Consider the following 22,177-nt stretch of genomic DNA (forward strand, 5'->3'; position numbering starts at 1 on the left):
GCGCGAGAAGATGCATCCGTGTGGCGTCGAAATTCATGACGAGTTGCAGGCCAAAGTGACCGCGGCGATCAACGCAATTGGACGGGAGAAACCACGTGGATAGCGATATCGTCACGCGCGCCCTCGAAAGCATGATGGAGGCAACCAAGGATGGCGCCATGCCGATCGTCCGCCGCCTCGCTCGCATACAAGCACGCCACGCACTCGAGCACTTGAAGGCCACCCACCCCGCCTCGAACGCCCGCCAGGATGAAGCATGAGCAGGATCAACGAACGCCAGCGCTACCACATTCCAGCAAGCCAGCCGATCGGCCGCATCGAGGTCCGCAAGCCGCGTCGAGTTCGGTTCAAGCGCCGCATGAAGCCGCGCGCATGGCCATCTAACTTCTGGTTCAAGTCGGCGCTGTTCGACCGCGGCAAGGTCAGCCTCAAAGCTAAGTTCAGCGCGCTCATGGGCCGTTGTTTCACCCCACCCCCACCAGCAGGAGCCGACGATGGGATTGTTTGAAGAGCTAGCCGTGCATGACTTGCCGATCGAGCAGCAACAGTACGTCGAGAAGGGCAGCGCGACTCTGCACAGCCTGACGAACGTGGCTTACGGAACGCCGGGCTGGCATGTGATGGAGTTGGTTCGCAAGGGCATCTGGACATGGAAAGGCGTTGAGCCAGATGGTCATGGCTACCTTACCACGACTTACGGCCCCCTCGCTCTGTCGAAGGGATCGGACACATGACTACGATGATCGAACGAATGGCGCGGTCGATGGCGGCGCGGCACGTCGCGACTGGCGCAGAGGACACACTCGGCAAGATTATGGTCGATCATAGCTGGCGAGACTACGAGGATGACGCCCGAGCCGCCCTAACCGCTATGCTGGAACCAGACGCGCGCATGGTGACCGCTGCGGCCTTGGCTGCGATGATACGCGAGGATGACCAGCACATCTTTGCGGACTCGTACCGTGCCATGATCCAAGCAGCGCTAGACGAGAAGGAAGCATAATGCCCGAATACCAGCAGATCATGCTTATCATGGCGGCGCTGATCACCGCGGCCTACGCGGTCGGCATGGAGTGGGATCGTCGGTAGCCAGCGGGGCGGCGCTCTACGAACACCAACCCCGCCGACCCTAGCCCGATGCCGAAGCAGAGCGGGGACCTGAAACTGGACTGAGGGCCGGACTCGACACCGACTGGCCACTTTCTTCGAGCAGTGGAGGGTCTTTCACCTCGTTTTCGTGCGGCCTGCACGTTGCTCTAGCGTGTCCATCCACGCCGCCTCAGACTTGAGCACCCTACCACCGCGCGAATCGGGTTGCAATCGAAGCGCGATGGGTGACGATGCGGGGCTAGCAATCCGTTCCCGTCCTGTTCTATCAGGCAGGCATGTCGCGTTCCCCGTCACCCTCCCGAGTCGCCCAATACGCCGCAGAAGCCGCAGCGGCCAACGATCTGCACCCTGACGACGTGATGGGCACCGCGCGCACCGTTTCCTTCGTACGCGCCCGCTGTCAGGTCTGGCGGCGGTTATACGACGACGGGTTCAGCATGTACGCTATCGGTCAGGCTGTCGGGCGGCATCATACGACTGTGATGCATGCGCTTAGGAAGGGTTAGGCGCCGGCGCTGTCTGCTGCATCGACTTCCCGCTTCTTCTTCCGCAGGATCGGCTTTACAACTGCGACGATGGCCGGGGCAGCTTTCACCACCTTTACCGCGATCTTGAGTAGCTTGCCGAGATTCATGGCGTGGTTCCTTCGATTTGGCCGGCTCGCTCGCTTGCTGCATCGGCTGTCTGGCGGGCGGCTTGCTTGGCGTCCTCAGGCATCGGCGCCTCGAGCTTGGCCTTCCCGCCCGATGACGAGCCCAGCCAGAACGCGAACGCGGCGACGGCAAACGACTTCCATGTCCCGATCACGTCGCCGGTCATGGTTGCATCCCGCAGCCACATCACGGCGTAAACGCTAAATACGAGGTAGCCGACGACCGCGACCAGGCATGCGCCGATGACGACGCGGATGTTGGGGATGTTCATGCCAGCACATTCCCGACCCGGTTGAGCAGCCACCCCGCAAGGAAGTCCTCAAACTTGCTGTCGTCCTGCGCGAGCGAGAGATAATGCGCGCCCTGCTGCGCATCGAGCGCGCGGATCATGATACGGGTGGCGTTGGCCCCGCGTCGGCTGCGGAAGGCTGTGAATGCCTTGATCGTGCCGGGACCGATGTCACCGTCCTCGTTGATGTTCGGATACGCCTTGCCGCGCTCGTTGAGCCCGTTGAGAGCGTGCTGGAACCACTTGGCCGCGCGATCGGTGCCAGCGTTCACGCCACTGTCGATAAGCTCTTCACCGACCTTGGGATCGATCGCCAGTACATCATCGAAGTTCGGGCCGACGACGAAGCGGGTGTAGTAGATCGAGTAGGCCGTTGACCGCGGCAGGACGCGCATGTCGCCGAGGAAGCCGTTCGCGCGCGCTGTGGCTTGGGTGATACCCATATTGGTAGCACCGCCTGGATCTGAGGGGTGATCGACAAAGCCGCCTTCTACCGCGATTACGCCGTCGATGATGGTTTGGATTGTCATATCCCACGCTTCCCGGCCTTGTGAGCCTCCCAGTATTGAATCTGTCGATCGTTCGCGCGCTGGTGCCGACGATCGCGCCACGTGCGGCCGGCAAGGAACACCGCCAGGCCAATCGTCATCACTGATACCGCCCAGCCATCGAACGGGCTGTGGTGCCCCTGCCAGATGATCGGGACCGTCATCAGCGAGCCCGACGCCATGAACCCGAGGCCCATACGTTCTGCGGGGATCATCATATCGTGGAAGCGGTACAGCTTGTAGACGCACACGAACGTCACGATCGCGCGGGCCAGCGAGTTGATGATGTCGAACGTCATGCCGCGTCTCCCGTGCCGAGCAAGCGCTTCACGGACCGGATGATCGTCGGCAGCAGGATGTTGCTGCCGGATCCGAAGACGTAGGTGAGCGCTGCGATAGCGCGGGTGTTCGTTTCCGCGACGCCAAGCCATTCGTGCGCGACCCACGGCGTGACGAAGATGGCGAACGAGAACCCGCCGACCAGCGTCATCAGGAGTTCGGCGCGGGATAGCTGCTGCCATTTGACGAAGCCGAGCGCGGTGAACGCTCCCGACAACGCCGCCAGCGCGACATACCCGTATCGCAGGATATAACTCTGATCATCCACGCGCATGAGGCTCCCGCCCGTCGTTCGAGGCGTTGGCGAACCGGACGAGGATCATGGCTCGTCCCCACTGCTCGCCATGGCAGCATCCTCGGCAGCGTTTTCGGCAGCGTCCTCTTCGAGTAGCGCCAGGCGATGGGCCGCCCGTTGTTCCTGATTTTGCGCCTCCGCCGCATCAGCCTGCGCGTCCGCTGTCATGAGCGCCGCGAGAAACTCAGGGTCACCCACGGGAGCCGCCAATGCCGCGCTACGGACGGCTTCAAAACGTGAACTCGCTACCGCCGAACATGCCATCCAGCCGATAATGAACTCGGCGTACCAATCGCCGTAGCGGCGACGCGCAAGGCGCAAGACACTGGCACCGTCAGGCGCCGCAACCTGCTCGCCATCGACTGTGATTTGTGTAGCGCCGTCGAACTGGACGTGTTGCATGTCGAGTGTCAGACCCGCGGGTGCTTCAATCATCATGACGCGATCAACCCATGTGAGCGGAGTGCGGCGAGAATGGACAGCGTTGTAGCATCCCCACCATCAGGGATAGCCGGGCGCTGCAGTCCTAGAACCTTCGTGCCCGCGATCTTTAGAACAGAGTCGCTTTGGAAGCCGGTATCCGATCCAAGGAACCCGCATTGCTGATCGACGCCGTTCAGCACGATTAACTGGCCGTTCGGTGATTTGGAGCGGTTATCGCCAAGGCCGTAATACAGACGCTCGTTGCCTGCCTGATCCTTTAGCCACTTGCTCCGAGGCAAAATCACCTGGTCTGCGTAAGGTGCGAAGGCGGGGTTTTCGTAGAGATTGTGCGTTCGGGTACGCGTTCCGCCATCGGCAAATGTACCGCCTGCAATACCAAAGCGGAAATTGAGGAAGCTGTTGTCTGTGCCACTACAGGACACGTCATTGACGGAGTGACCGTCGACAACGTTGTTGTCGCCATAAATAGCGACAACCTTGTCCGACAATATCCCGATAAGCCGGTTGAATTTACCGTAGCATGCAACATCGTACATGGACGCAAATTCGAAATCCATGTTGAGGAATGTGTTGCTCACACATGGAACGTCGATGTTCAGGTTGCCGATGCCGTTCGCTTCCGACGTGCCTCCATAGAAAGTATTCTGGCTGGCATCGATCATCCGGATGCCGACGTTAGAAGCTTGCTCAATGATAGGGTTGATAAAAGAGCAGGCGCTAACGCTTTCCCCTGCGTTGCGCTTATCCAGGATTAAGCCGTCCTTCGGGATGATCGTAAAGCCGCCGCGACCAACCCCGGTGACCCGGATGTTGTTGAAATTGGTGCAGACCGCAAAGCGAACGCGTACCGCCGCCAACGCTGCGTCACCTGCGTCGAAGCTAAGCTCGGAATGATGCGTCGCGCGAATGTCGACGGCGTAAGTCGTATTGGCGTTACCGCGAATGATCGGTTGCCCGAGCAGGTGGAAGCGGAACAGATCGGCCGGGTCAGCCACCACCCCGCCGTCGATCAGGAAGCCAACGCCGGAGCCCGTGTGCTGGAACGCTACCCCCGGCTTGCAAACCAGGGCTGCATTGGCGACCCCGAAATTCGGCGAGTTCTCGTAGCGATATTTTCCGGTCGGAACCTCCAGCTGCGGAGTCATGCCGCCAGATGCGGCGCGCTGCTGATCGAGCCAGAGCAGCGCCTTGGTGAATGCAGCCCCGCAATCTGGATTGTCGGGCGTAGCGCCCCAGTCCGCGACACTAGGCACGCGCGCAACAGCAGCAGCAACGCTGGTCGGCTTCGTGTCGGGTGCTGGTAGCTGATAGCTGACGCCTTGCCCGCTCTGCCGCACAAGCGCGCCGGTCGTCAGGGGAACGTCATTCAGCTTTACGACGTTGATTTCGTCGTCGGCGCCGGTGAAGTTGCCGGTTACGTAGGCGTAGGTGATGGGGCCGGTCGCAGTCGTCAGGATGAACGACAGGTTGGTCGGGTCCGCGGCCTTGAGGGCGGTTAGGTTGGGGTAGGTGCTGTTGGCGGGGCCGGTCGCGCCGGTGAGCTGCGGAGGACTACCGATGATGATAGAGTCCCGCGCATACGAAACGCCAGAAACTCGCACTTCGCGCAGATAGACACCGTCTTCCGTGGTGAACGTGAAGAAGCCGAAGCCGTCAGTTACCGTCGGATTCGCACCTACCGTCGTCGCGAGGCTGCCATCTTCGTTCAACAGGAAGACGTCAGCGCCTTTCACCGGGCGCCGGTATTCACCTTCAACGACGTTCTCGGTGTACGTCGCGGTCATGACAGTTCCTTCCCGTAGTTGCTGACGGTTGCGATGACGCCGTTTGAATCGGCAGTCCGCCCCGTTGCGTCGGTTACCGTGCAGACGATCGTCGACGACAGGCTGTCCCCTGAGGCGACGGTCGCCCGGAATGCTGTCGTTTGAGACGCCGGCGCAGTCGCAACCACCTCACCGTCTGACACCCATGCGTAGGTGTAGGGCGCTTTGCCGCCCGTCACGGTAACGGTGGACGAATTAGTCGTAACCACTGCGCCACCAGGGCGAGATGACGCCCCGTAAACGCTATCAGGTGCCGCAGCCGTAGTGAACGCCGAGGCAGCCGAAGAGAACACCTGAACTAGCGCGTTCGAGGCGTCGCGTACCCAGCGCTCGCCGATTGAGACCAAGCCCGCAGCAGTACGGACAGACACAGCCCCGATCGCCGCTACATCGGTTGTAGTGCGGACGTTATGCACTGCGCTTCAACCATTCATCACCGGGCAGCGACGTAGGATCTGCTGCATCCGCTGCCGTGATGAAACGACGCCCGCTCGTCAGAGCCGGGTCGTTCCAATAGGCGTGCGTTCCAGCCCCGCTACGCGTGATGTTCGCGGTCACAGTGCCACCCGTCAACGGCAAGCAGTCCGCGATACCAGTCGCCGTTTTGAGTGCCGCAGCATTCGCAAGCGTCAGCAATGTGCGCCCGAACTCAGTCGTCGAAAGCGCGGCGATCGCGGACAGATCCGAGTCCAGCGGTTGGAAGTCGGCCCCGATCGGAAAGCTGGTGGGCTCGTACGACACCAGCCCGCCGTCAGCGTCAAGCACGCGCAACGAATAGTCCGGCTCTGCGACGAATATCTGCACCGGCGTTGCGCCGTTCACGATCTTGCCGCCCTGCGTGGCAAGTGGCTGCATCGCGGGGATCGTGCGCGCTGCGTCGAAGAACACTGCCACCGGCTGGTCTTGTGGGTCCGCGTTCGCCACGCCGACGTAGATCATGCCCGCGTCCAGCAGGTTGCCGCGCGCGTTCAGGAACAGGGGCTGCGGGTTGGTCAGGCGTGTCATTTGCTGCTACCTAGTGAGGATGCGGTCATGGTTGCGGGCTCTGCTGTTCGGGTTGCTGCTGGCCTGCGTTCCCCTGAGCCCGACTGGCTTCGTTCGAGGGTTCCTGAGCTGCCATTCGTGCCGGCGTTGAAGCGAAAGCGTCGGCAAGACGGGCCTGCAGTTGCAGCACTTCGTTGGCGATCGCAGGCTCGGAGCGAGCCACGACGCTAAGCCGGTCTACGTGCGACAGGAACGCGGGCGAGTTCGGCTTCTTGGCGGCAGAGGCTAGCCACTGAGCGAATCGAACGTTGGACAGGAGCTTGCCCGCGGCGATCTGGCTTCCGGCGATCCCAGCCGCGCCAAGAGGGCTTGCGAACGCGCCAGCCACGAGCGCGATGGCGTTACCACCCAGCGCCGTTTTCGACGTGTTGGCGAACTGCGACGACGCCTTCATGCCTGACATCACGCGAGCAAAGTCCTCGAGCGCCTTACGATGCTCGCCTTGGAAAAGGATGTTCTTCGCACGCGGATCCAGCTTGGCCCACTCGGTGCCAAATGTTGCAGGCGAGAATACATCGCCACCTTGGTCTTGGCGCCCGGCAGTCGCTCGTCCAATGCGCGAGATTAGCGATGCGCGCACGGTTCCAGCTTCGTCGTCGGGCAGGCTGCGGATCAGGCGGGCAAGGCGTCCGGTATCAGCAGTGTTTGTGTTCGCCCACGTGTTGATCTGGCGGGCTGCGCTCTCCGCACCTTTTTGCAAGTCGTTGCCAAGCACGGCGCTAAGGACGCCATCAATCCGCCCCTCGCGCCCGCGCCAGTACTGATTTGCACGGTTGAACTGCGTGAGGGCCCGCGGTCCGGTTTTCTCCGCCGTCTCGCGCATATCCTCGCTGAGCCCCGCATAGACCTTGCGAAGGGCCTTCGTAGGGAGATTGGCTGACAGCGTGGGCTGCCCTGCAAATTCACCGATGATCGTGCGGAAGCGCTTGAGATCTTCCCATGAGAGTTTTCCACCCTCCATCTCGCCGGTCGGGCGAGCAGGCGCACCGGGCACAGGGTCGACATCGACGCCGAACCCCATACCGCCCTGCTGCTCGGGAACGGCTGGCTCGATCTTCTCTTTCGGCGTCAGGGCGTCAAGGAATTGCTTTAGGCGTGGGTTCTCGGCGACCAGCTTCGACAGCTGGGGGTTGCTCTTCATGCCCGCAGTCAACTCACGAAGCGCGGTGCGGGTATTGGTCAGAACGGCGTCGGTAGACCCTTCGATCGGGATGGCTTCGTACAGTTCAGCCCCGCGCTTTTCAGACGCCGACATGAAGCGGTTCGCGCCACGCTGCACAGCCTGACCCACACCCGCGTTGTCGGTGACCACGCCAACCGCCTGCGCAATGCGATCGCGGCCCGCTTTCGCCTTTTCGACGATCCGAGCGGCCGCTTCGGAAAGCGGGATGCCGCCAAGCGTGACGTTTGCCACGCCCGAGGCCATGCGCGTGGCGATCTGGCGCATACCGTCGCCCTGGACGTCAGCAGGCAGGTAATCGAGGCCCTGGCGTTCCGCCGCCTGCCCGAAGAGTATGCGGTCTTCGACAGGCGCTGCGCGAGCGGCAGCAGCCTTAGCCGCCATGCGGGGTGCAACGGCTTGCCCTACGGCACCGAGGGCGAGCCCCGCGCCAGCGCCCATCGCGCCCTCTACACCCGCGCCTGTGGCAGCGTCGGACAGGTTGTCAGCCGAACCAGCGCCATGCGCGGCACCGTATCCAGCGCCCACAGCCGCCATACGGTTGCGAACCGCGATCGTCGCAGCCGCGCGAGCCTCCTGCATCGTAGCGCCCACCTTGAGCGCTTCGGTTCCCGCTTTCAGCCCGACACCTTCAAGCCCGCTCGGCAGGGCAAGCCCGCCCAGCAACTGCCCGGCGATCCGCATCCACGGATGCTCTTTCTCGTCCGCCGCGGTTGCTGCGTTGTTGTTGTCGAGGACACGGTTGTAACCCTCGGAAAACGAGCCATCACCAGCCAGCGAGCGCTCCAGCCCGCCGATGACCGCGCCGACCTTGGGCGCCGTTCCGAATGTCAGTGTATCGAGAACACCACGACCTGCCGCGCCGGCCGCGCTGTCGCTGCCAACTTCGGGCAAGTCATACTGAGGCTGGTCACCAATCGGAACACCCTGCTGACGGCCCGCGATGATCTCAGCAGCGTTGTTGAGCGCCATGCCGTGCGAACCGGCGAAATCGATCAGCGTCTGCGCCGTCGACTTCGGGTCCTTAACAAGCGCGTAGAACTGCGCGGTCTGCTCTGGCGTGAGCTGGGTTGCCGCCTCTGTTGGTGCTTCGTCAGCGAAACCTCCTACTCGGGTGTCGACAAGCTGAGCTTCAGGGGCCGCGTCAACGACCTCGCCGGGGAACGCGCCGTCTTGCTTCTGCGCGACCGGCGCGACTTGCTCGGCAGGCTGCGCAACGGGCTGCTGCTGGTTCTGCGACGCGAACGCAGGCATCTGCGTGAACTCGTCCTCGTTGACGATCTGACCGGGCCAGTTTGCCATTAGCGGCGCCTCACCTTGCCATCGGGCGCGCGATACAGCGTGCCGGGAGCGAGCTTCTGAGCCTGCTGAATCGAGCGGACGGTCGCAATCCCACCGCCATTGGTCGAACCCGACGAATATGGGCGGTAGCCGTTGGGCTCGCTGTAATAGTCCTTTTGCTCGTCGAGGCGGCTCTGCGTGAGCTGCTTGAGGCGCTTGAGCTTGGCGATCGCGATGCTGGGACGATCCGTGATCGTCGGCACATAGGGACGGAAGCGCGGCTCTTCGGACAGCGTGACCGCCGCGCCCGAGACGTCGTGAATGATCTGCCCGCCGATCTTGCCGATTGCCGCACGCGCGTCGGTGCCGTCGGGATCATGAAACTGGGTAAAGGTGTCGCCGAGCGCGCCGGTGCCAGGGCCGATCGAGTTCGGGCGCTTCTTCAGCACCGTCAGCGCGCGGTCAATCTCGCGACCAGTCGAGATATTCTCCTGGATGCTTGTCACGGCGCTCGTCGGGATCTGCTTCAACTGGGCCTTGCTCTGACCGCCCAACGCGGTGATCTGACCGTCAGGCGCGCGCTGGTACTTCACGTTCGGGTCAAGGCCCTGTGACGCGGTTTCTTCGGGCGTCAGCATCTGGTAGCCGGGCTTTGGCGCGCCCTGTGCTACGATACGTGCGCCGCCCATCGTAGCAGCGCCAGTCGCTCCACCAGACGACGAGCTAGGCCCGCCCTCCACACGCGATATGATCAACTGCAAGCGCGGAATAGAAGCCTTGCTAAGCGTGTCGGTCGGATTGACGCCAAGAGCCTTAGCTACCGTCGCCACATATGCCTTGGTGTCGTTGTTGTCCGAAGCCGGCGCCCACCGATTGATGATCTTGTCGACGGTGTTGAAGCCGCGGTCGATGTAGCTGCCGAGCAAAGCGCCTTGCGCCGATGCTCCGGACTGCGGGGAGTCGAAAATCGCGAAGCCACCGCTATCCACGCCCGAGAACCCGGGTAGCGCCTTCGTGAAGCTGCTGGCCTTCAGGTTTCCCGGGTTATTGTTTCGGACGCTGCGGGGCGCTGCACTGTTACCGCCAGCCGCCCCGGCACCGCCAGATGCTTGACCACCTCCTTCCCCACCAACGGCAACCAGCGTATCGCCGGCGCCTACTGATTTGTACTCGGTCGGCTCTGGGTCCCGGTAATCGGTCGTCCAGACACCTTCGTCGTTGTAATGCCCAATCGCGCGACCAACGACCTGCCCCTTCACGCCGCCAGCGATGCCTGCCTCCGTGAGGTTCTTGGCAACAGACGGGTCCATCGCGTTCATGGTGCTGTACGCAAACCCACGCGCGGCCTTCATCTGCGCGGGATCGCCGCTATCGATCATGGCGAGCAATGCGACGTCGGACGGATCGGGTTCGCGGCCCGCAGCCTTGTCGGCATCAGTGTGGCGCTGGATGATAGCGCGCGCCAGCTCGGGCCGGTTGGCACCGAGCGCGGAATGGACCTGCGCGAGGTCGCCCAGCGTCTTCGTACGCTGGCTGTCCTCCATGCCCTTCGCTGCCTGGTTAATGCCGGGCGCAAACTTCGGGAACCGAGCAGCGAGCGCGCGGTATCGATCAGGCGTGGGATTGCTGCCGAGATCCGAAATAGCCGTCTCAAACGCCGTTTCGTTCTGCGCCTGGCTGTTGGCCTCGTCGATCTGCTGCTGGGCGCGCGTGTTCTGCAACGCGAAGTTCTGCGTCTGGAGCGCGCCGAGCTTACGCTGCAATTGCTGCTGCACGTAATCCGGCACCAGCGTTTGTGCGCGGGCCAGAGGTGTTGCGAAATCGACGGGATTGATATCCGCCATCAGAACAGGCTCTTGAAGCCACCGCCGCCCGGCACGAACGCCGAGATGGCGCTGTCGAGCATGCCGCCTGCGTTGTTGAAGTTCGCCGCGTTGATTCCAGCCTTCGTCAGGTAGTTACCCGCCTGAGCGCGCCCGATGTCGGTCTGCGCGGTCATTACGTTGTTGGCGGTGTTCTGGCCTGCGCCGGTGACAACGCCCTGTGCGCCGAGACCTAGATTGGCGACGCTGCCGAGGTTGGAGAGCGTTTGCTGATAGACCTTAGCCAGCGTGTCGGACCCAAAGTCCGCGAGACCGCGCTGCGTGTTGCCTCCGCGAATACCGCCAGTCGCCGAAGCGTTCTGGAGCAGTGCTTCCTCGCCATTATTGTACAGCGACCCATACAGCGGGCCTTTCATGATCCGGTCGATCGCCTCCTGCGTGCTCTGGGGGTCGTTCAAGCCGACAAGGTCGCCAAGCTGACCGACCGCGCCCGTACCGGCCGTCGTGTACGGCATGTAATCGGAGCGGGTCTGCTGAGCGAACGCGTTCTGGGTGTCGATACCACGGTTCAGCGCCGCGACTGTCGCGTCGGTCGCTTTCTGCGAACCCTTCTTCTGCGCATTCCCGCCGAGGATACCGCCGATGAACGAAAAGAGGCCGATCGCTACCTCCTGTGGCGCGCTTGTGTTGCGCGGACAGTAGCGAACGACGGCAGGACGCGCGTTGAGGGAAGGTTGAGGTTACGCGACCCTAACTTTGAGCGCTGATCCAGTGCGGTACAGCCCGCTCACCGGCACCCCGCCAGCCGCGGCAGCTACATCGTCAGCATAGTCCGCCAACCCGGTCACGATCGGGCTAGCTAACGTCTTGCCTGTCAACGTTTCCGGACCGTCCCGCGTCGATAGAACCCCAGCGAGCGGAAGGACCAGCGTCGTGTCCGCCTCAACCGTGAGCGCCAGCCTGAACCCGCCCGCGACATGCGCCACCGTATCTGTGACGGACAGGGTTAGGTACGTTCCGTCGTCTGTGGCGGTGATCCCCTCGCCCAAGCGCAGCACTCGCTCGTTATTGAACGTCGCGTTCGGCGAGAGCGTCAGGACCGTGGCGTCCTGAAGCGCATCCGTGGCATCGACGTTGCCGACAACCACGGCTTGCGTTTCGCTGATCACATCCGCCTGTGCCTCGAACGCACCAACCAGCCGGGCATCGCCGTTGAACGCCTTGTACATGGCATCGCGAGGAAGGCGCTGGAGCGGCGTCACAGCGTCAGCGGCCTGGCGTTGACCTCACATGCGGCGAACCCCGCCAAAGCCTTGTTATAGCCCCTGAACCGCATCCCCATGTAGTTGCGGATGCGGAAGTGCGGACGGGCCTGCATGCGCTTCGTTCGCTGCCCGCGGACGCCCATCGAGATCGTGCGCTCCTGCGTGAACGTAGCACCGTCGCGGGTCAGTGAGAGGAACATCGTGTTGCCCGCGCTGTCATCGCCGCGCGTGGGTAGCCCAGTCATCTCGATCGTGTCGACGATCGCACCCTTGGCGCCGTTGTAGATCATGCCGAGGTCGAACGACCATTCGACCGCGTCACCGAAATGCGTGCTGACGTCGGTGGACAGCTCGCCGATCGCTGACGAGGCAGTGTCGCCGACCAGCGTACGGCCGTAGACCATAACCGGTGAGCGAAGGCGATACGGCTGCCCCACACCGGAGCCAAGCCGATACCAGACCGGTTCTCCCGCGGCGTTGCTGGCCTTCGCCATGAAGCACCACGACTGCCCGGCGAGGTGGACGATCAGCCGCAGCTCGTCACGCGAAACGCGGCGCTCCAGGACGATCTTGGTCGGGTCTTCCTCGCGCGACAGTGCGTCATCGATCACGCGGCTGCTGATCTTCGTGGCCGTCCCGCTACCTGCGACGTACACCCCGAGCGCGTCACCACGCCCCGAGCCGACGAACGCGAATGTATCGCCGAACAGCGTCTTGGCGGATGCAGACACGCAGCCCGTCGCGATGGTTGCACCCGGTACCGTGGCAAACGGAAAGCCGTTACCGCCGATGTTGTTCAGCACCTGAATCGTGTTCGTCCCAAGGACGTATACCTCGCCGCGTACCTTCTCTAGCCCGACGATCGGATCCGGGTCAGCTTCGGCCGAGCCGTACTTGAGCGGCTTGACCTGATACGGATCGTTCAGTTCCGTCACGAGGACGTACTGCCCGTCCGTCGTCATGGTGTAGCCATCGACCCATAGCGCGTCGAGAACGACACCGAGATCGGGGTCAGTCACCTGCTTGAGTGCGGTCCCGTCCCAATAGAACAAGCTCTTCCCGCTGCGAATGATCAGCTTATCGAACGAGAAATCGAACCGGACAGGCCCCTCGCCTCCGATCGTGCCAAGCGTGGTGATGACCTTCTGCGCCGACACACTAACGAGGTACGGTCCCATAGCCCGGTAGCAAACATCGTTCCATTCGATCCCGCCGCGATCGACGCCGGGGCCAGTCGCGAACGGGATCGCGCCGGCCGCGCTACGAAGCTGGCCTTTCGAGATACCTGACGCGACGACGACCGGCTCTAGGTTTAGCGGGTAGCTTGGCACAAACTCTGCCGTCTCGCTGGCCACGATCCCGAACAGCAACGGGACCTGCATCAGGTATACCTCTGTTCGGTAAACCCGTAGCCGTAGCGATTCCCCGCACCGACAGCCGTACCGGGTGCGGGATCGATCGTCTGGATGGTAGCCGTCAGCGCCTCGATGTTCGCAAGCGCCCGCGCCATCGTCGCCTTGAGTTCCGGCGAGATCGTGTTCCCGATACCTGGCGCGATCCGCATGGCCAGATACTGCGCCGTCCCGCTGATAGCCTCGTCGGGTAGCCCGCTAGCCCCCTCAGCGAGCCCCACGCCGTAATCCGGCTGGTTGTAGCCCAGCTTGTTCCACGGCCACTCCAGCATCAGCGCGTTGAGCTTGCGTAGCGCCATCGTCTGCTCTTCCGGCGTGCGGTCGAACTCGTATCCCGCCAGGCCGCAGTCGTCGAACGCTAGCTCGATGATGTCGCGCTTGGGGCGCCCGGTTGGGATTGTGATTAGGACGGTCATCAGTTGCTCCCCACATCAGAACGAGCGACGGCGATCAACGAGAACCGCGTACCGACCACACTGGCAGCGAACAGGTTAAAGACACCGCCGAGCAGCAGGTTGACGAGGTTCTGGGGGACAGTCTGGGACCGCCATATCCGTACCGTACAGCCGGTGAAGGCAGTAGCAGCAGCGTCAGGTACCAGCGTGGTCGGCCCCTTAGTCCAGGCAATCACCTTGCAGCTTGTCGGCTGTGCATTTGCGTCAGTGTCGGCAGTCGGAGGTGCCGTCGTGGTTCCGCTGGCCGGCAGTTCCTGATAATCGATACCCGGCTCTGCTGTGAAGCTCCGCGTGAAGCTGACGGTCGCCATGTTGCCCGACGTCACTGATCCCACCACAACCGATGTCAAACGGCCGTGCTGGTGATCCTCCAAGGCATACCGCGCCGGCTGCGCACCGATCGCAGCCCCGGTCTTCTCAGGTTGCGGCGCACTGGTCGCCGGCTTCGGCATCGCCTGCGCCAGCGCATCCACGCTAGCCTGCGACGCCCCTGGAGATACAGCAATTCCAGTCATGGTATTCTCCCGCCTGCGATGCGCCTGGGGTGATGGGTGGGGTTAGATCGTGGGCAGGTTGACAGCGAGCCACGCCTTCAGACCAGCGTTTGAATTGTAGCCCCCGTTCCAATTCAGAAGATGGCTTGCGTCGTTGGGATGGATGCCATCATTGCTGAGATAATTGCTCGCTACCGTGCGATCGAAAGCGTTGGCTTGGCTGTAATATTTCACCAAGGGATCAGCCTGAGCGATAACATAATCAGACAGTGCTTGGCGAAGGAGAACCTGCTTGGCTTCGTTCGGGTTGTCGAGAAGCGGGGTGCCCCCCATCAAGACGATAGGGGCCTTCGGGTAAAACTTCCGCTTCCACTGAACGAGCAAATCCACGTTCGCGACAAACGCCGCGGGCGTAACTGCAAACTGCGCATCATTGACCATCACATCGTAGACGATGGCGTCGATCTGCGGAAAATTGTAATCGCCCGCACGCCGCTTCGTCTCATGACCCCGGCTATCCCAACCGCCGTATGCCTTGAGGATATAACGACTGCTGATACCCGCATCACGATAGAACTGGTTAATCAGCCACGGCTCATGTGCAAGCGAGGTAGTCGCGCTGGTTGTGCCCCAAATGCTGTTGCCGATCGCGAGGATGACCTTCTTTGCGTCGAAGTTAATGCTATCCGCAAGCTCGAACGCCGTACCCCCACATGAGAATATCGGCGCAGCTACGGTCACAGTACCTGTCGCGGTTGCGTTCGTACTGATTGTGGCAGAAGTCCCGTTGACCCCTGTCACATAGGCGTTGTTCGCGATCCCAGTTCCCTCGACTAGTTGACCAACGACTAGCGCAGCGCCCGTAACGTTGGTTAGGTTGGGCGTACCGGACGTGGTTGTTGCAACAGTTAGGGATGCATTGAACCCGGCTGGGTCAAAAAACCTTCTGATACCTGCGCCGATTACCCCCTTCGCCGCATTGCTTACAAACGTGTTGATAGGCTTGTCACCCGACGTATAACCGGGACCGCACTCGTACATCACGTCCTGAAACTTGGTAGAACCAGTGCCCGGATAAGCGCCAGGAGTTGGGCCGATGGTAACCCGCCCCATGATAGGGGTGCGGCAGCTAAAATGGAGAGACTGCACAAAAATAGCACGCCCGCCACCGGGGCTAGGCACCGCGACGCTTGCCTGTTTGCCGGTCCCAGAAGGACCAGAACCCACCATGTCGGTTAGCCGCACTTCCCCAAATTGCGACAGCGGGTCGCCCTCGCGGTTAAGCTGCTCGATTAGCGAACCGTAACCGACAGCCTGAACTGGGAAACCCTTAGCCATCATACGATCTCCGCAGTTGCAGTGCCGGTAAGGGTCGCACGGACCTCGTAGGCGCTGTCTAAATAGGGGTAGTCTTCGGTGGGACCGGTCGTGCTGTAGAACTCTGCGTTGGCCGTAACCGTGCCGTCGCGGGTACGGGTGGCGAGGGTGACGTTGCCGGTTCCGCCTAACAGGAGCTTGTAGATACCGGGAAGCTTGACCCAGACACCGTTCAGGAGAGGACCGCCTGACATCGCCCCCCGAGCCACCCCATCAGCAAACACAACCCCAGCGGCAGTGGCGGCGTCGGCTTCAGCCTGTGTGAAATACGGCATGTTAGGCGACCCTTGATAGGACGACCGAGCCGTCCATGCGGCTGGTCAGGGGTTGGTTGTCGATGCGGGACAGGAGCGCGTTCGAGGGGATGCCGCTAACTGGCGGCAACTGACCCGGCCCCATCGGCCACCCGCGCTCGATCCCGTATCGCTTTGGGAGCGCCATCAGCTGATACTCGAATAGACGCCGGTGTCAGCAGTGCCGTTCGGGTTGAACAGCCGCAGCGTGGCGTTCTGACCGATCACTACGCCGACCGTGCCGCTGGTGGTCGCGGTGGCCACGTTGCGCCATGTGGTGCCGTCAGAGCCTAGCGCCTGGAGGATAACGCTTGTACCGCTTCCGATCTGCACGTCCCAGAGGTATGAGCCGCCTTGGACGCCAGTTACGGGCGCGGTGCCGGTGGTTGCGTTGATCGTGGCGTTGGTGGCTAGTTGGTAGACCGCCGAACCGCCGCTGGAGTTACCGGGCGTGAAGGAGCCGTCTGCGTTACGGGTGCCACTGACGGCGACGGTAAAGATCGGATCGCGTGGGTCGTTACCAATGCCAGAGCGCATCGCCGTCGCCTTTCATAAGGTGCCGGGGTGGCAGACCGGGGAAGCCGCCACCCCGAACAGGGTCAGAGCGAGGTGATATTCGTCACGTCGTTCGTGTAGCTGGGGCCCGCGGTCGTGACCTTGAACAGATCCTCGCCCTTGAGCTTCAGACGCTTCATCAGCGCCTTGACGTACGGCGTGCGGTTCTGGCCCGCGCGCTCAAGCTTCAGCAGCCCCGCCGCCATCGTGTCGGTGATCTCGTCGGATGCCGCCAGCTTCTCGAAGCGCGCGACGTCCAGTTCGATCAGCCCGGCGTACTGCTGGCTCTCGCTGCTGCCGGGGTATTCATGCTCGCTCGGGGGTGCGCCGGGGAGGACGCCATCGGTCAGCGCGGTATAGCTGTCCTTGGCGGCGTCCTTCACAGCATCCTTGGCACCCTCGTGGCGCGCGGTCTTCGCCTCGCTATCGGACAGCGCAAGGCCGTCCGGTGCGTTGTCCTTGATCTGCGCGCCCGATGCGTCAGTGGTTGCCTTCGTCATATCGATTCTCCCTTATGCCTGACCGAACATCTCGGCGCCGGCGAACTGCGGATTGAGCAGCGCGGTACCGAAATCGACGTCCCAGCGGGTCTTGACGCTGAGGTCGTTGATCGCCCCCTGGCGGGTGTAGGTGATCGCGATGCCGAGCTTCGGCGTGGTCGCGCGCATCGTGTTCCAACCATCCTCGGGATCGACCGCGAACGTTCCCGGCAGGAGCAGGAGGCCCGAGCCCTGGAAGAACGGGTTCAGCTCTGCAGTCGTGGTGTTCAGCCACGTGATCGCAGCACCGCTTGCCGGCGTTGCGGTGACGTTCTGATACTCTCGCCCGCCGATGGTGTTGCCACCGTTCGAGATGATCGCAGGAGCGACCGTCAGTGTGTTGTTCGCGGTGTTCACGGCGATCACGCGGAAGGTCTGGAGCTGGCCCGTGTCCTTCTTCGAGATCATGTGCACCGAGTTGACGCCCGCGATCGTGAAGGCATCACCCTTCTTGATGGCGGCGATCGTGGTGGCGGTGACGACGAGCTGCGAATAGCGGTTGTCGCGGTTCGTTGCTTCGCCAGCCGAACCCTGAACGGCAGCAGCGCCAGCAGCGTCCGACGTTGCGGCGGGCTCCCAGAACTGGTTTGCGCCGTTGACGGTCGTGGCACCACCACCAGCCGCAGCGAGGCGGATGGGCTGATCGTCCTGGAACACCTCGAACGTGGCGACATTCGAGTTGATCATCGCTTTGCTGTAGGCGTCCGACGAACGGGTCGTGGCTTCTGCGCGACCGGCGAGGTTAGAGGCCATGCCGATCGATGCGCGAATGCCGACCATGTACTTGCGGTCGTCGAGCGGCACGCCGATCTCGGTCATCGCAGCGTTGGCGAGTGCGACGTCGTCAAAGCCGGTCGGGGCGACGGTGCGCTTGACGAACACCGAACCTTCGAGCGCCACGCGGTTGCGCAGTTCGCCGTTGATGTCCGCTGCCAGCTTGACCTTCGCGGCCTCGCCGTAATTCGACAGCGCGGTCTTGTTGCGCAGGTTCTTCGCCGAGATGATCTTCGGGCTGGACTTGTGGAAGCCGACCGAGACGGGAACCGAAAGCTCGGTCAGGCCGTCGAAGTTGCTGGTCTGGTCGAAGCCGTCATAGCTCGAGCCGATCATCGGCGCCGGCACCCAGACGCGATCGCGCGTATGCACCATGCCTTCAGCGTCGAGGGGTTCGTATTTCCGCGCCATCTTGGCGTAGACGAGTTGATCTTCGAAGCCGTCGATCATGTCATCGAACATGACCCGCTCTTCGCGCGTGAACGAGGTTGCCATAGTAACTCCTGAGACAGGTTTGCGAACACGGCTCGGGGCCGCTGGCGCGTTCGCTCCTGTCTCAGGCGGAGGCCCCTGGTTTGCGCTGCCCTGTGGCTACGCGCGCGAAGGGGCGAGGGTCAATTGAGGGAAGGTTGAGGTTACTTCGTGGCTGGCGTGCACAAGCGTTGCGATTGCTCGGCCAGATCCAAGTCGCCGATCTCCAGCGCGGCGTTTTTGGCGTCATCGCAACGACCGGATCGAATGAAGTTGGCAACCCGCGTGCGAACCTGCTGCTGACGATCCGGGCGGCGGTATTGCGGCACCATCGCCATGCCTCGCTCAAGCAGCGCCTGGTTATCGAGTGGTGGCTTGGCATCGACGCAGCGCGTGATGTTCCCGGTCGTCGTGCATGTCGTAGCTTGCCCCGCGAGCAAGAACAGTGCGGCCCACATAATAATCTCCCGAATCGGTGACGCCGCGCAATATAGGCAGCGTCACGCGATCCGCGTCAGTTACTTCTCGCGCTTCGACGCCCGGTACTTCGCCAGCGCACTGCGATCGCCGGTCCGGTCGGCCTCCTTCTCCAGCCGTTCCAACTCCTTGTCGGCCTTGGTCGCGGTTACGACGCCGCCCTTCAGCGGGCGATCGGGATCGGGGGGCCGCTTGCCTGTCTTCGTCGTCACCTTCGCCTCCATCTTCGTGATTGCCTTGACCAGCTCGAGCGGGTCATCGATCTTCGCCAGTTCCGCCAGCTTGCCCGGCGATCGGCCCAGCGCGTAGATCATCTTGGCCGGGTCATCTGCGACCTTAGCGATGATGGCGCGCGCAGTGTCGGGCAGGACGGCGAACGCTGCCTCTTCGGCCTCGTCCTTGTCGCGGTACGGAAGCGCCGCCTTGCCGGTGTTGTAGCGATCCGTGACCTGCTGCCACTTCTGCTGCTGCTGCGTCTGCTGATCCGTCTGCCGGCGTTCGCGCTCTTCAGCTTGGCGCTTGCGGTCGTGCCATTCGTCGAGCTGCGCGGTGTAGCGATCCTCGTCGTAGTCACACGCTTCCATCGTCGGCTTGTCACCGACCACGATCGGCGCATCCTCGGGCGCGCGGCGCTGCTCGGCGAAGTCTTTGCGCTGCGCCTTCAGCTGCTGGCGCAGGACACGGATCAGCTCACTCTCGGACTTCGGCTTGTCGTCGTCCTCGTCGTCGAAACCGATCTGCTCGGGCTCGTCTTCGTGCTGCTCTTCCGGCTCTTCGCCTTCCTGCTGCTCGGGCTCCTGCTCGTCGATCTCGTCGTCGAGGATCAGGACGTCGTCTTCGTGTTCGTTCTCGCCGTTCATGCCGCAGCCCCCTTCTTCACAGGCACGGTAGCGGCAAGCGTGATGTGCCAGCCCGTCTCCAGTGCAGCCAGTTCCTCGTCGGCATCAGCCACAATCAGCGTTTCCGCGTCGTACTGATTGGCGATCTTGATCGGCTCGGCGTTGAGGTGGTGGTCGCGCAGTTCGCCCGCGCGATAGAGCATCTTGGGATATTCCCGCATCTGTCATCCTCTCACCCGTTGCGGTCGGGTGGCTACCGTTGGCGCGCTATTGCGCCAGATCGCGTCCGAACTTGATGGTCTGGTTGTGCTGGTCGTTCGCCGCCTGGATCGGCCGCAACCCTGCCTGCGCGTTGAGATCGTTGGCGCGTGCCTGCTTCTCGGTGACAGTCGCCTCAGACACCTTCGTATCGGCAACAGCCTTGACCGTGAGCGCCTTGTCCTTCTCGGCACCAGCATTGAGCGCGTTGGCCTGAGCCTCAGCGACCACAGCGGCAGGATCAGGCTTCTGCTGCTCGCCTTCCGCCTGCTCAGCCATCTCGCGCTGCTCGTCCTCGTTCGGCTTGGCGAGACCCATCGACAGCGCGCGCTTGCGGTTCCAGGCGAGGAAGTCCTCGAGCCCTTCGCCGTCCATGTTCGCTTCGGCGGTGATGAGCGCGGCCTGTGCGCCCTCCATGTCCTGCGCCTGGATATGAATCTGCGCGCTGTTCAGCATCTGCTTGACGGTGCGGTCACGGCGCGTGGCGGTCGCTTCGGTGACGTCCGCGATGACCTTGTACTTACCGGCTGCGAAATCGTTGCGCGTCTTGAGCGTCGGCCCGTCGTAATACGGCTCGTGCAGCGTGGCCTCGCCATCGTCGCCGTCATCGGTCATCGTCTCGACGACGCGGCCCGGCTCGACGTACACGGCAGTTGCCATGTCGAGGTAGATTTCGCCCTCGCGCTGCACTGACTGGCGCATGTTGTCGAGGTAGATGCCCGACTTCGCATCGACACGGGCCGCGGCGATGTCCATTGCATCCGCCGACGTGTTCGCGACGACCTGGTCCGCGCCGTCCTGATCGTCTTCGGTGAGGTTCGTGTTGTGGATCTGGATCAGCGCGGCGGTCGTGTCTGGCACTGACGCGGGCTTTACGCGATCGATCGGGCCTGGCGTGACCATTGCGCCCGTCAGCGGGTCCAGCAACGGCATGGCGAGCAGGTACGGCAGGTCGTCAACGTGGTTACGCGCCCAGAGGTTCGCAATCGCTGGCGGCATCTGCGAGGGCGCGAACACGGGCTTCTCGAACCCGCTGGTCGCATCGATACGCGCGACACGCGATATGGCACCGTTCAATCCGCGCTGCGCGTCCATCTTGGACTGCACGTGGCCCGTGAACCACTCAACACCGCCGACGTAATGGCGGTTGCCGTACACCGGCACGATCGGGATATTGGCGCCGGCGATGAAGCCGCGATCCTCCAACACTTCGGCACCAGACAGCACGTACTTGCGGCAGCGGCGACGCTTGGCGCGGCGCTTACGCTCGGTCCAGCCCTGGTCGAGTAGATCCTGCCGCTCGTCCGCGGTCAGTTCCTTGCGCCAGTGCCGCTGTTCCTCGCTGGTGGCAGCAAGCGTGAAGATCAGGACATCCTCGTCCGTCTCTTCGATCAGGTAATACTCGGCGACCGCGATCTGGTCACCGACGAACCACGGATAGTCGCGGCGCGAGATACCCTCAGGCCAATCGGTGCAGCTTGCGTCGGGGTATGCTTCCTCGAACGCACGCCGGCTCATCCGGACAATCACGAACGCGAACCTGGCGTCGCGCTTGTCGTAGCTTTTTGCGTCAGGGTCGAAGAACACGGACTGATCCGCGTCCACGATCATGCTGCCGGGGTTGATGCGCTGCTCGTCGCTGTCCTTGTCGAGCGGGTCGGCCCATTCGTTGGTCAGGCGATAAGCACCCATGCCACCGCGGACCATCTCGGCGAATGCATTGTCACGCCCTGCCTGAGCGCCGTACGTGCGGCTGTCCGCGCGGTGCAGCCCGTCCAACGTGTCTGCCGTGTCGCCGTCGCTGTTGCCGCCTGACGGGCGGAAATCGGGAACGATGCGGTTCTGCCGGTAGTCGTTCTCAAGTTTGCGGAGCGAGCGGCCGATCTTGTCGACCTGCATCCGGATCGCGTTGCCGAACAGCTCGCCATATGCGCCCGCCCACTGCGCACCGGGGATCGTCACGAACTGGCGAGCAGTCAATGCTTGCTCGCGAACCTCGATCTGAGGCAGCACCGCCTCGTCGAACCGGATCATCGCCTCGTCGTGCACCTCCGCGTTTGCGTCGGTGTCCGCGGTATCGTCATCCAGTGCGGCGTCGTGGTCGAGCATGACGGATGGTCATAGCCACGACGTGCGCGC

At 62.7% G+C, this 22,177-nt stretch carries 29 protein-coding genes; 5 read left to right on the forward strand and 24 right to left on the reverse strand.

Annotated elements, in window-relative coordinates:
• The first annotated feature begins 95 nt into the window (after positions 1–95).
• The 5 genes from AC1ME3_RS02765 (at position 96) to AC1ME3_RS02785 (ending at position 1,616) form a co-directional block, all read left to right on the forward strand.
• On the forward strand, positions 96–260 hold the full coding sequence (locus tag AC1ME3_RS02765; protein WP_480954743.1) for a hypothetical protein: 165 nt from the start codon (positions 96–98) through the stop codon (positions 258–260).
• Positions 257–508 (forward strand): hypothetical protein, encoded by a 252-nt coding sequence (locus tag AC1ME3_RS02770; protein ID WP_480954744.1) that lies wholly within the window; start codon positions 257–259, stop codon positions 506–508. The genes AC1ME3_RS02765 and AC1ME3_RS02770 overlap by 4 nt, the downstream gene beginning before the upstream one ends.
• Positions 495–734 (forward strand): hypothetical protein, encoded by a 240-nt coding sequence (locus tag AC1ME3_RS02775; protein ID WP_480954745.1) that lies wholly within the window; start codon positions 495–497, stop codon positions 732–734. Before AC1ME3_RS02770 ends, AC1ME3_RS02775 begins: the two co-directional genes overlap by 14 nt.
• Positions 731–1,003: a hypothetical protein gene (locus AC1ME3_RS02780; protein ID WP_480954746.1), complete on the forward strand. Its 273-nt coding sequence runs from the start codon at positions 731–733 to the stop codon at positions 1,001–1,003. Before AC1ME3_RS02775 ends, AC1ME3_RS02780 begins: the two co-directional genes overlap by 4 nt.
• A gap of 466 nt (positions 1,004–1,469) precedes the next feature.
• The gene (locus AC1ME3_RS02785) at positions 1,470–1,616 is read left to right on the forward strand and encodes a helix-turn-helix domain-containing protein (protein ID WP_480955745.1); all 147 of its coding nucleotides are present in this window, start codon (positions 1,470–1,472) and stop codon (positions 1,614–1,616) included.
• Here AC1ME3_RS02785 and AC1ME3_RS02790 read toward each other — a convergent pair.
• From AC1ME3_RS02790 to AC1ME3_RS02905, 24 genes are all read right to left on the reverse strand, one after another.
• Complete coding sequence (locus AC1ME3_RS02790) at positions 1,613–1,744, reverse strand: hypothetical protein (protein WP_480954747.1); 132 nt, start codon at positions 1,742–1,744, stop codon at positions 1,613–1,615. The genes AC1ME3_RS02785 and AC1ME3_RS02790 overlap by 4 nt on opposite strands.
• Positions 1,741–2,034, reverse strand: a complete 294-nt coding sequence (locus AC1ME3_RS02795) for a hypothetical protein (RefSeq protein ID WP_480954748.1) — start codon at positions 2,032–2,034, stop codon at positions 1,741–1,743. The genes AC1ME3_RS02790 and AC1ME3_RS02795 overlap by 4 nt, the downstream gene beginning before the upstream one ends.
• Positions 2,031–2,582, reverse strand: a complete 552-nt coding sequence (locus tag AC1ME3_RS02800) for a glycoside hydrolase family 108 protein (protein WP_480954749.1) — start codon at positions 2,580–2,582, stop codon at positions 2,031–2,033. Before AC1ME3_RS02800 ends, AC1ME3_RS02795 begins: the two co-directional genes overlap by 4 nt.
• The gene (locus AC1ME3_RS02805; protein WP_480954750.1) at positions 2,579–2,899 is read right to left on the reverse strand and encodes a hypothetical protein; all 321 of its coding nucleotides are present in this window, start codon (positions 2,897–2,899) and stop codon (positions 2,579–2,581) included. Before AC1ME3_RS02805 ends, AC1ME3_RS02800 begins: the two co-directional genes overlap by 4 nt.
• The gene (locus AC1ME3_RS02810; protein WP_480954751.1) at positions 2,896–3,207 is read right to left on the reverse strand and encodes a hypothetical protein; all 312 of its coding nucleotides are present in this window, start codon (positions 3,205–3,207) and stop codon (positions 2,896–2,898) included. The genes AC1ME3_RS02805 and AC1ME3_RS02810 overlap by 4 nt, the downstream gene beginning before the upstream one ends.
• A gap of 51 nt (positions 3,208–3,258) precedes the next feature.
• Positions 3,259–3,672, reverse strand: coding sequence for a hypothetical protein (locus AC1ME3_RS02815; protein ID WP_480954752.1), 414 nt, complete (start codon positions 3,670–3,672; stop codon positions 3,259–3,261).
• A complete protein-coding gene (locus AC1ME3_RS02820; RefSeq protein ID WP_480954753.1) occupies positions 3,669–5,462 on the reverse strand; it encodes a hypothetical protein in 1,794 nt (597 codons plus the stop codon). The genes AC1ME3_RS02815 and AC1ME3_RS02820 overlap by 4 nt, the downstream gene beginning before the upstream one ends.
• A gap of 447 nt (positions 5,463–5,909) precedes the next feature.
• Positions 5,910–6,506 (reverse strand): hypothetical protein, encoded by a 597-nt coding sequence (locus AC1ME3_RS02825; protein ID WP_480954754.1) that lies wholly within the window; start codon positions 6,504–6,506, stop codon positions 5,910–5,912.
• Between the two features lie 25 nt (positions 6,507–6,531).
• Positions 6,532–9,027, reverse strand: a complete 2,496-nt coding sequence (locus AC1ME3_RS02830) for a hypothetical protein (protein WP_480954755.1) — start codon at positions 9,025–9,027, stop codon at positions 6,532–6,534.
• Entirely contained in the window at positions 9,027–10,850 is a 1,824-nt protein-coding gene (locus AC1ME3_RS02835; protein WP_480954756.1) for a hypothetical protein, read from the reverse strand. Before AC1ME3_RS02835 ends, AC1ME3_RS02830 begins: the two co-directional genes overlap by 1 nt.
• The gene (locus AC1ME3_RS02840) at positions 10,850–11,491 is read right to left on the reverse strand and encodes a hypothetical protein (protein ID WP_480955746.1); all 642 of its coding nucleotides are present in this window, start codon (positions 11,489–11,491) and stop codon (positions 10,850–10,852) included. Before AC1ME3_RS02840 ends, AC1ME3_RS02835 begins: the two co-directional genes overlap by 1 nt.
• 78 nt (positions 11,492–11,569) lie before the next feature.
• On the reverse strand, positions 11,570–12,091 hold the full coding sequence (locus tag AC1ME3_RS02845; protein ID WP_480954757.1) for a hypothetical protein: 522 nt from the start codon (positions 12,089–12,091) through the stop codon (positions 11,570–11,572).
• Complete coding sequence (locus tag AC1ME3_RS02850; protein WP_480954758.1) at positions 12,088–13,476, reverse strand: packaged DNA stabilization protein; 1,389 nt, start codon at positions 13,474–13,476, stop codon at positions 12,088–12,090. Before AC1ME3_RS02850 ends, AC1ME3_RS02845 begins: the two co-directional genes overlap by 4 nt.
• Complete coding sequence (locus tag AC1ME3_RS02855) at positions 13,476–13,922, reverse strand: packaged DNA stabilization gp4 family protein (protein WP_480954759.1); 447 nt, start codon at positions 13,920–13,922, stop codon at positions 13,476–13,478. The genes AC1ME3_RS02850 and AC1ME3_RS02855 overlap by 1 nt, the downstream gene beginning before the upstream one ends.
• The gene (locus tag AC1ME3_RS02860; protein ID WP_480954760.1) at positions 13,922–14,476 is read right to left on the reverse strand and encodes a hypothetical protein; all 555 of its coding nucleotides are present in this window, start codon (positions 14,474–14,476) and stop codon (positions 13,922–13,924) included. Before AC1ME3_RS02860 ends, AC1ME3_RS02855 begins: the two co-directional genes overlap by 1 nt.
• Before the next feature lie 42 nt (positions 14,477–14,518).
• A complete protein-coding gene (locus tag AC1ME3_RS02865) occupies positions 14,519–15,796 on the reverse strand; it encodes an SGNH/GDSL hydrolase family protein (RefSeq protein WP_480954761.1) in 1,278 nt (425 codons plus the stop codon).
• Positions 15,793–16,107 (reverse strand): hypothetical protein, encoded by a 315-nt coding sequence (locus AC1ME3_RS02870; protein ID WP_480954762.1) that lies wholly within the window; start codon positions 16,105–16,107, stop codon positions 15,793–15,795. Before AC1ME3_RS02870 ends, AC1ME3_RS02865 begins: the two co-directional genes overlap by 4 nt.
• Positions 16,108–16,272: 165 nt before the next feature.
• Positions 16,273–16,662: a hypothetical protein gene (locus AC1ME3_RS02875; protein WP_480954763.1), complete on the reverse strand. Its 390-nt coding sequence runs from the start codon at positions 16,660–16,662 to the stop codon at positions 16,273–16,275.
• A gap of 62 nt (positions 16,663–16,724) precedes the next feature.
• Positions 16,725–17,180, reverse strand: coding sequence for a hypothetical protein (locus AC1ME3_RS02880; protein WP_480954764.1), 456 nt, complete (start codon positions 17,178–17,180; stop codon positions 16,725–16,727).
• Between the two features lie 12 nt (positions 17,181–17,192).
• Positions 17,193–18,488, reverse strand: a complete 1,296-nt coding sequence (locus AC1ME3_RS02885) for a P22 phage major capsid protein family protein (protein ID WP_480954765.1) — start codon at positions 18,486–18,488, stop codon at positions 17,193–17,195.
• A 140-nt stretch (positions 18,489–18,628) separates the two neighbouring features.
• Positions 18,629–18,922: a hypothetical protein gene (locus AC1ME3_RS02890; protein ID WP_480954766.1), complete on the reverse strand. Its 294-nt coding sequence runs from the start codon at positions 18,920–18,922 to the stop codon at positions 18,629–18,631.
• Between the two features lie 60 nt (positions 18,923–18,982).
• Positions 18,983–19,801 (reverse strand): hypothetical protein, encoded by an 819-nt coding sequence (locus AC1ME3_RS02895; protein WP_480954767.1) that lies wholly within the window; start codon positions 19,799–19,801, stop codon positions 18,983–18,985.
• Positions 19,798–20,001 (reverse strand): hypothetical protein, encoded by a 204-nt coding sequence (locus AC1ME3_RS02900; RefSeq protein ID WP_480954768.1) that lies wholly within the window; start codon positions 19,999–20,001, stop codon positions 19,798–19,800. The genes AC1ME3_RS02895 and AC1ME3_RS02900 overlap by 4 nt, the downstream gene beginning before the upstream one ends.
• Positions 20,002–20,047: 46 nt before the next feature.
• The gene (locus AC1ME3_RS02905; protein WP_480954769.1) at positions 20,048–22,147 is read right to left on the reverse strand and encodes a portal protein; all 2,100 of its coding nucleotides are present in this window, start codon (positions 22,145–22,147) and stop codon (positions 20,048–20,050) included.
• Between the last annotated feature and the right edge of the window lie 30 nt (positions 22,148–22,177).

Source organism: Sphingomonas sp. BL2, assembly GCF_056680015.1.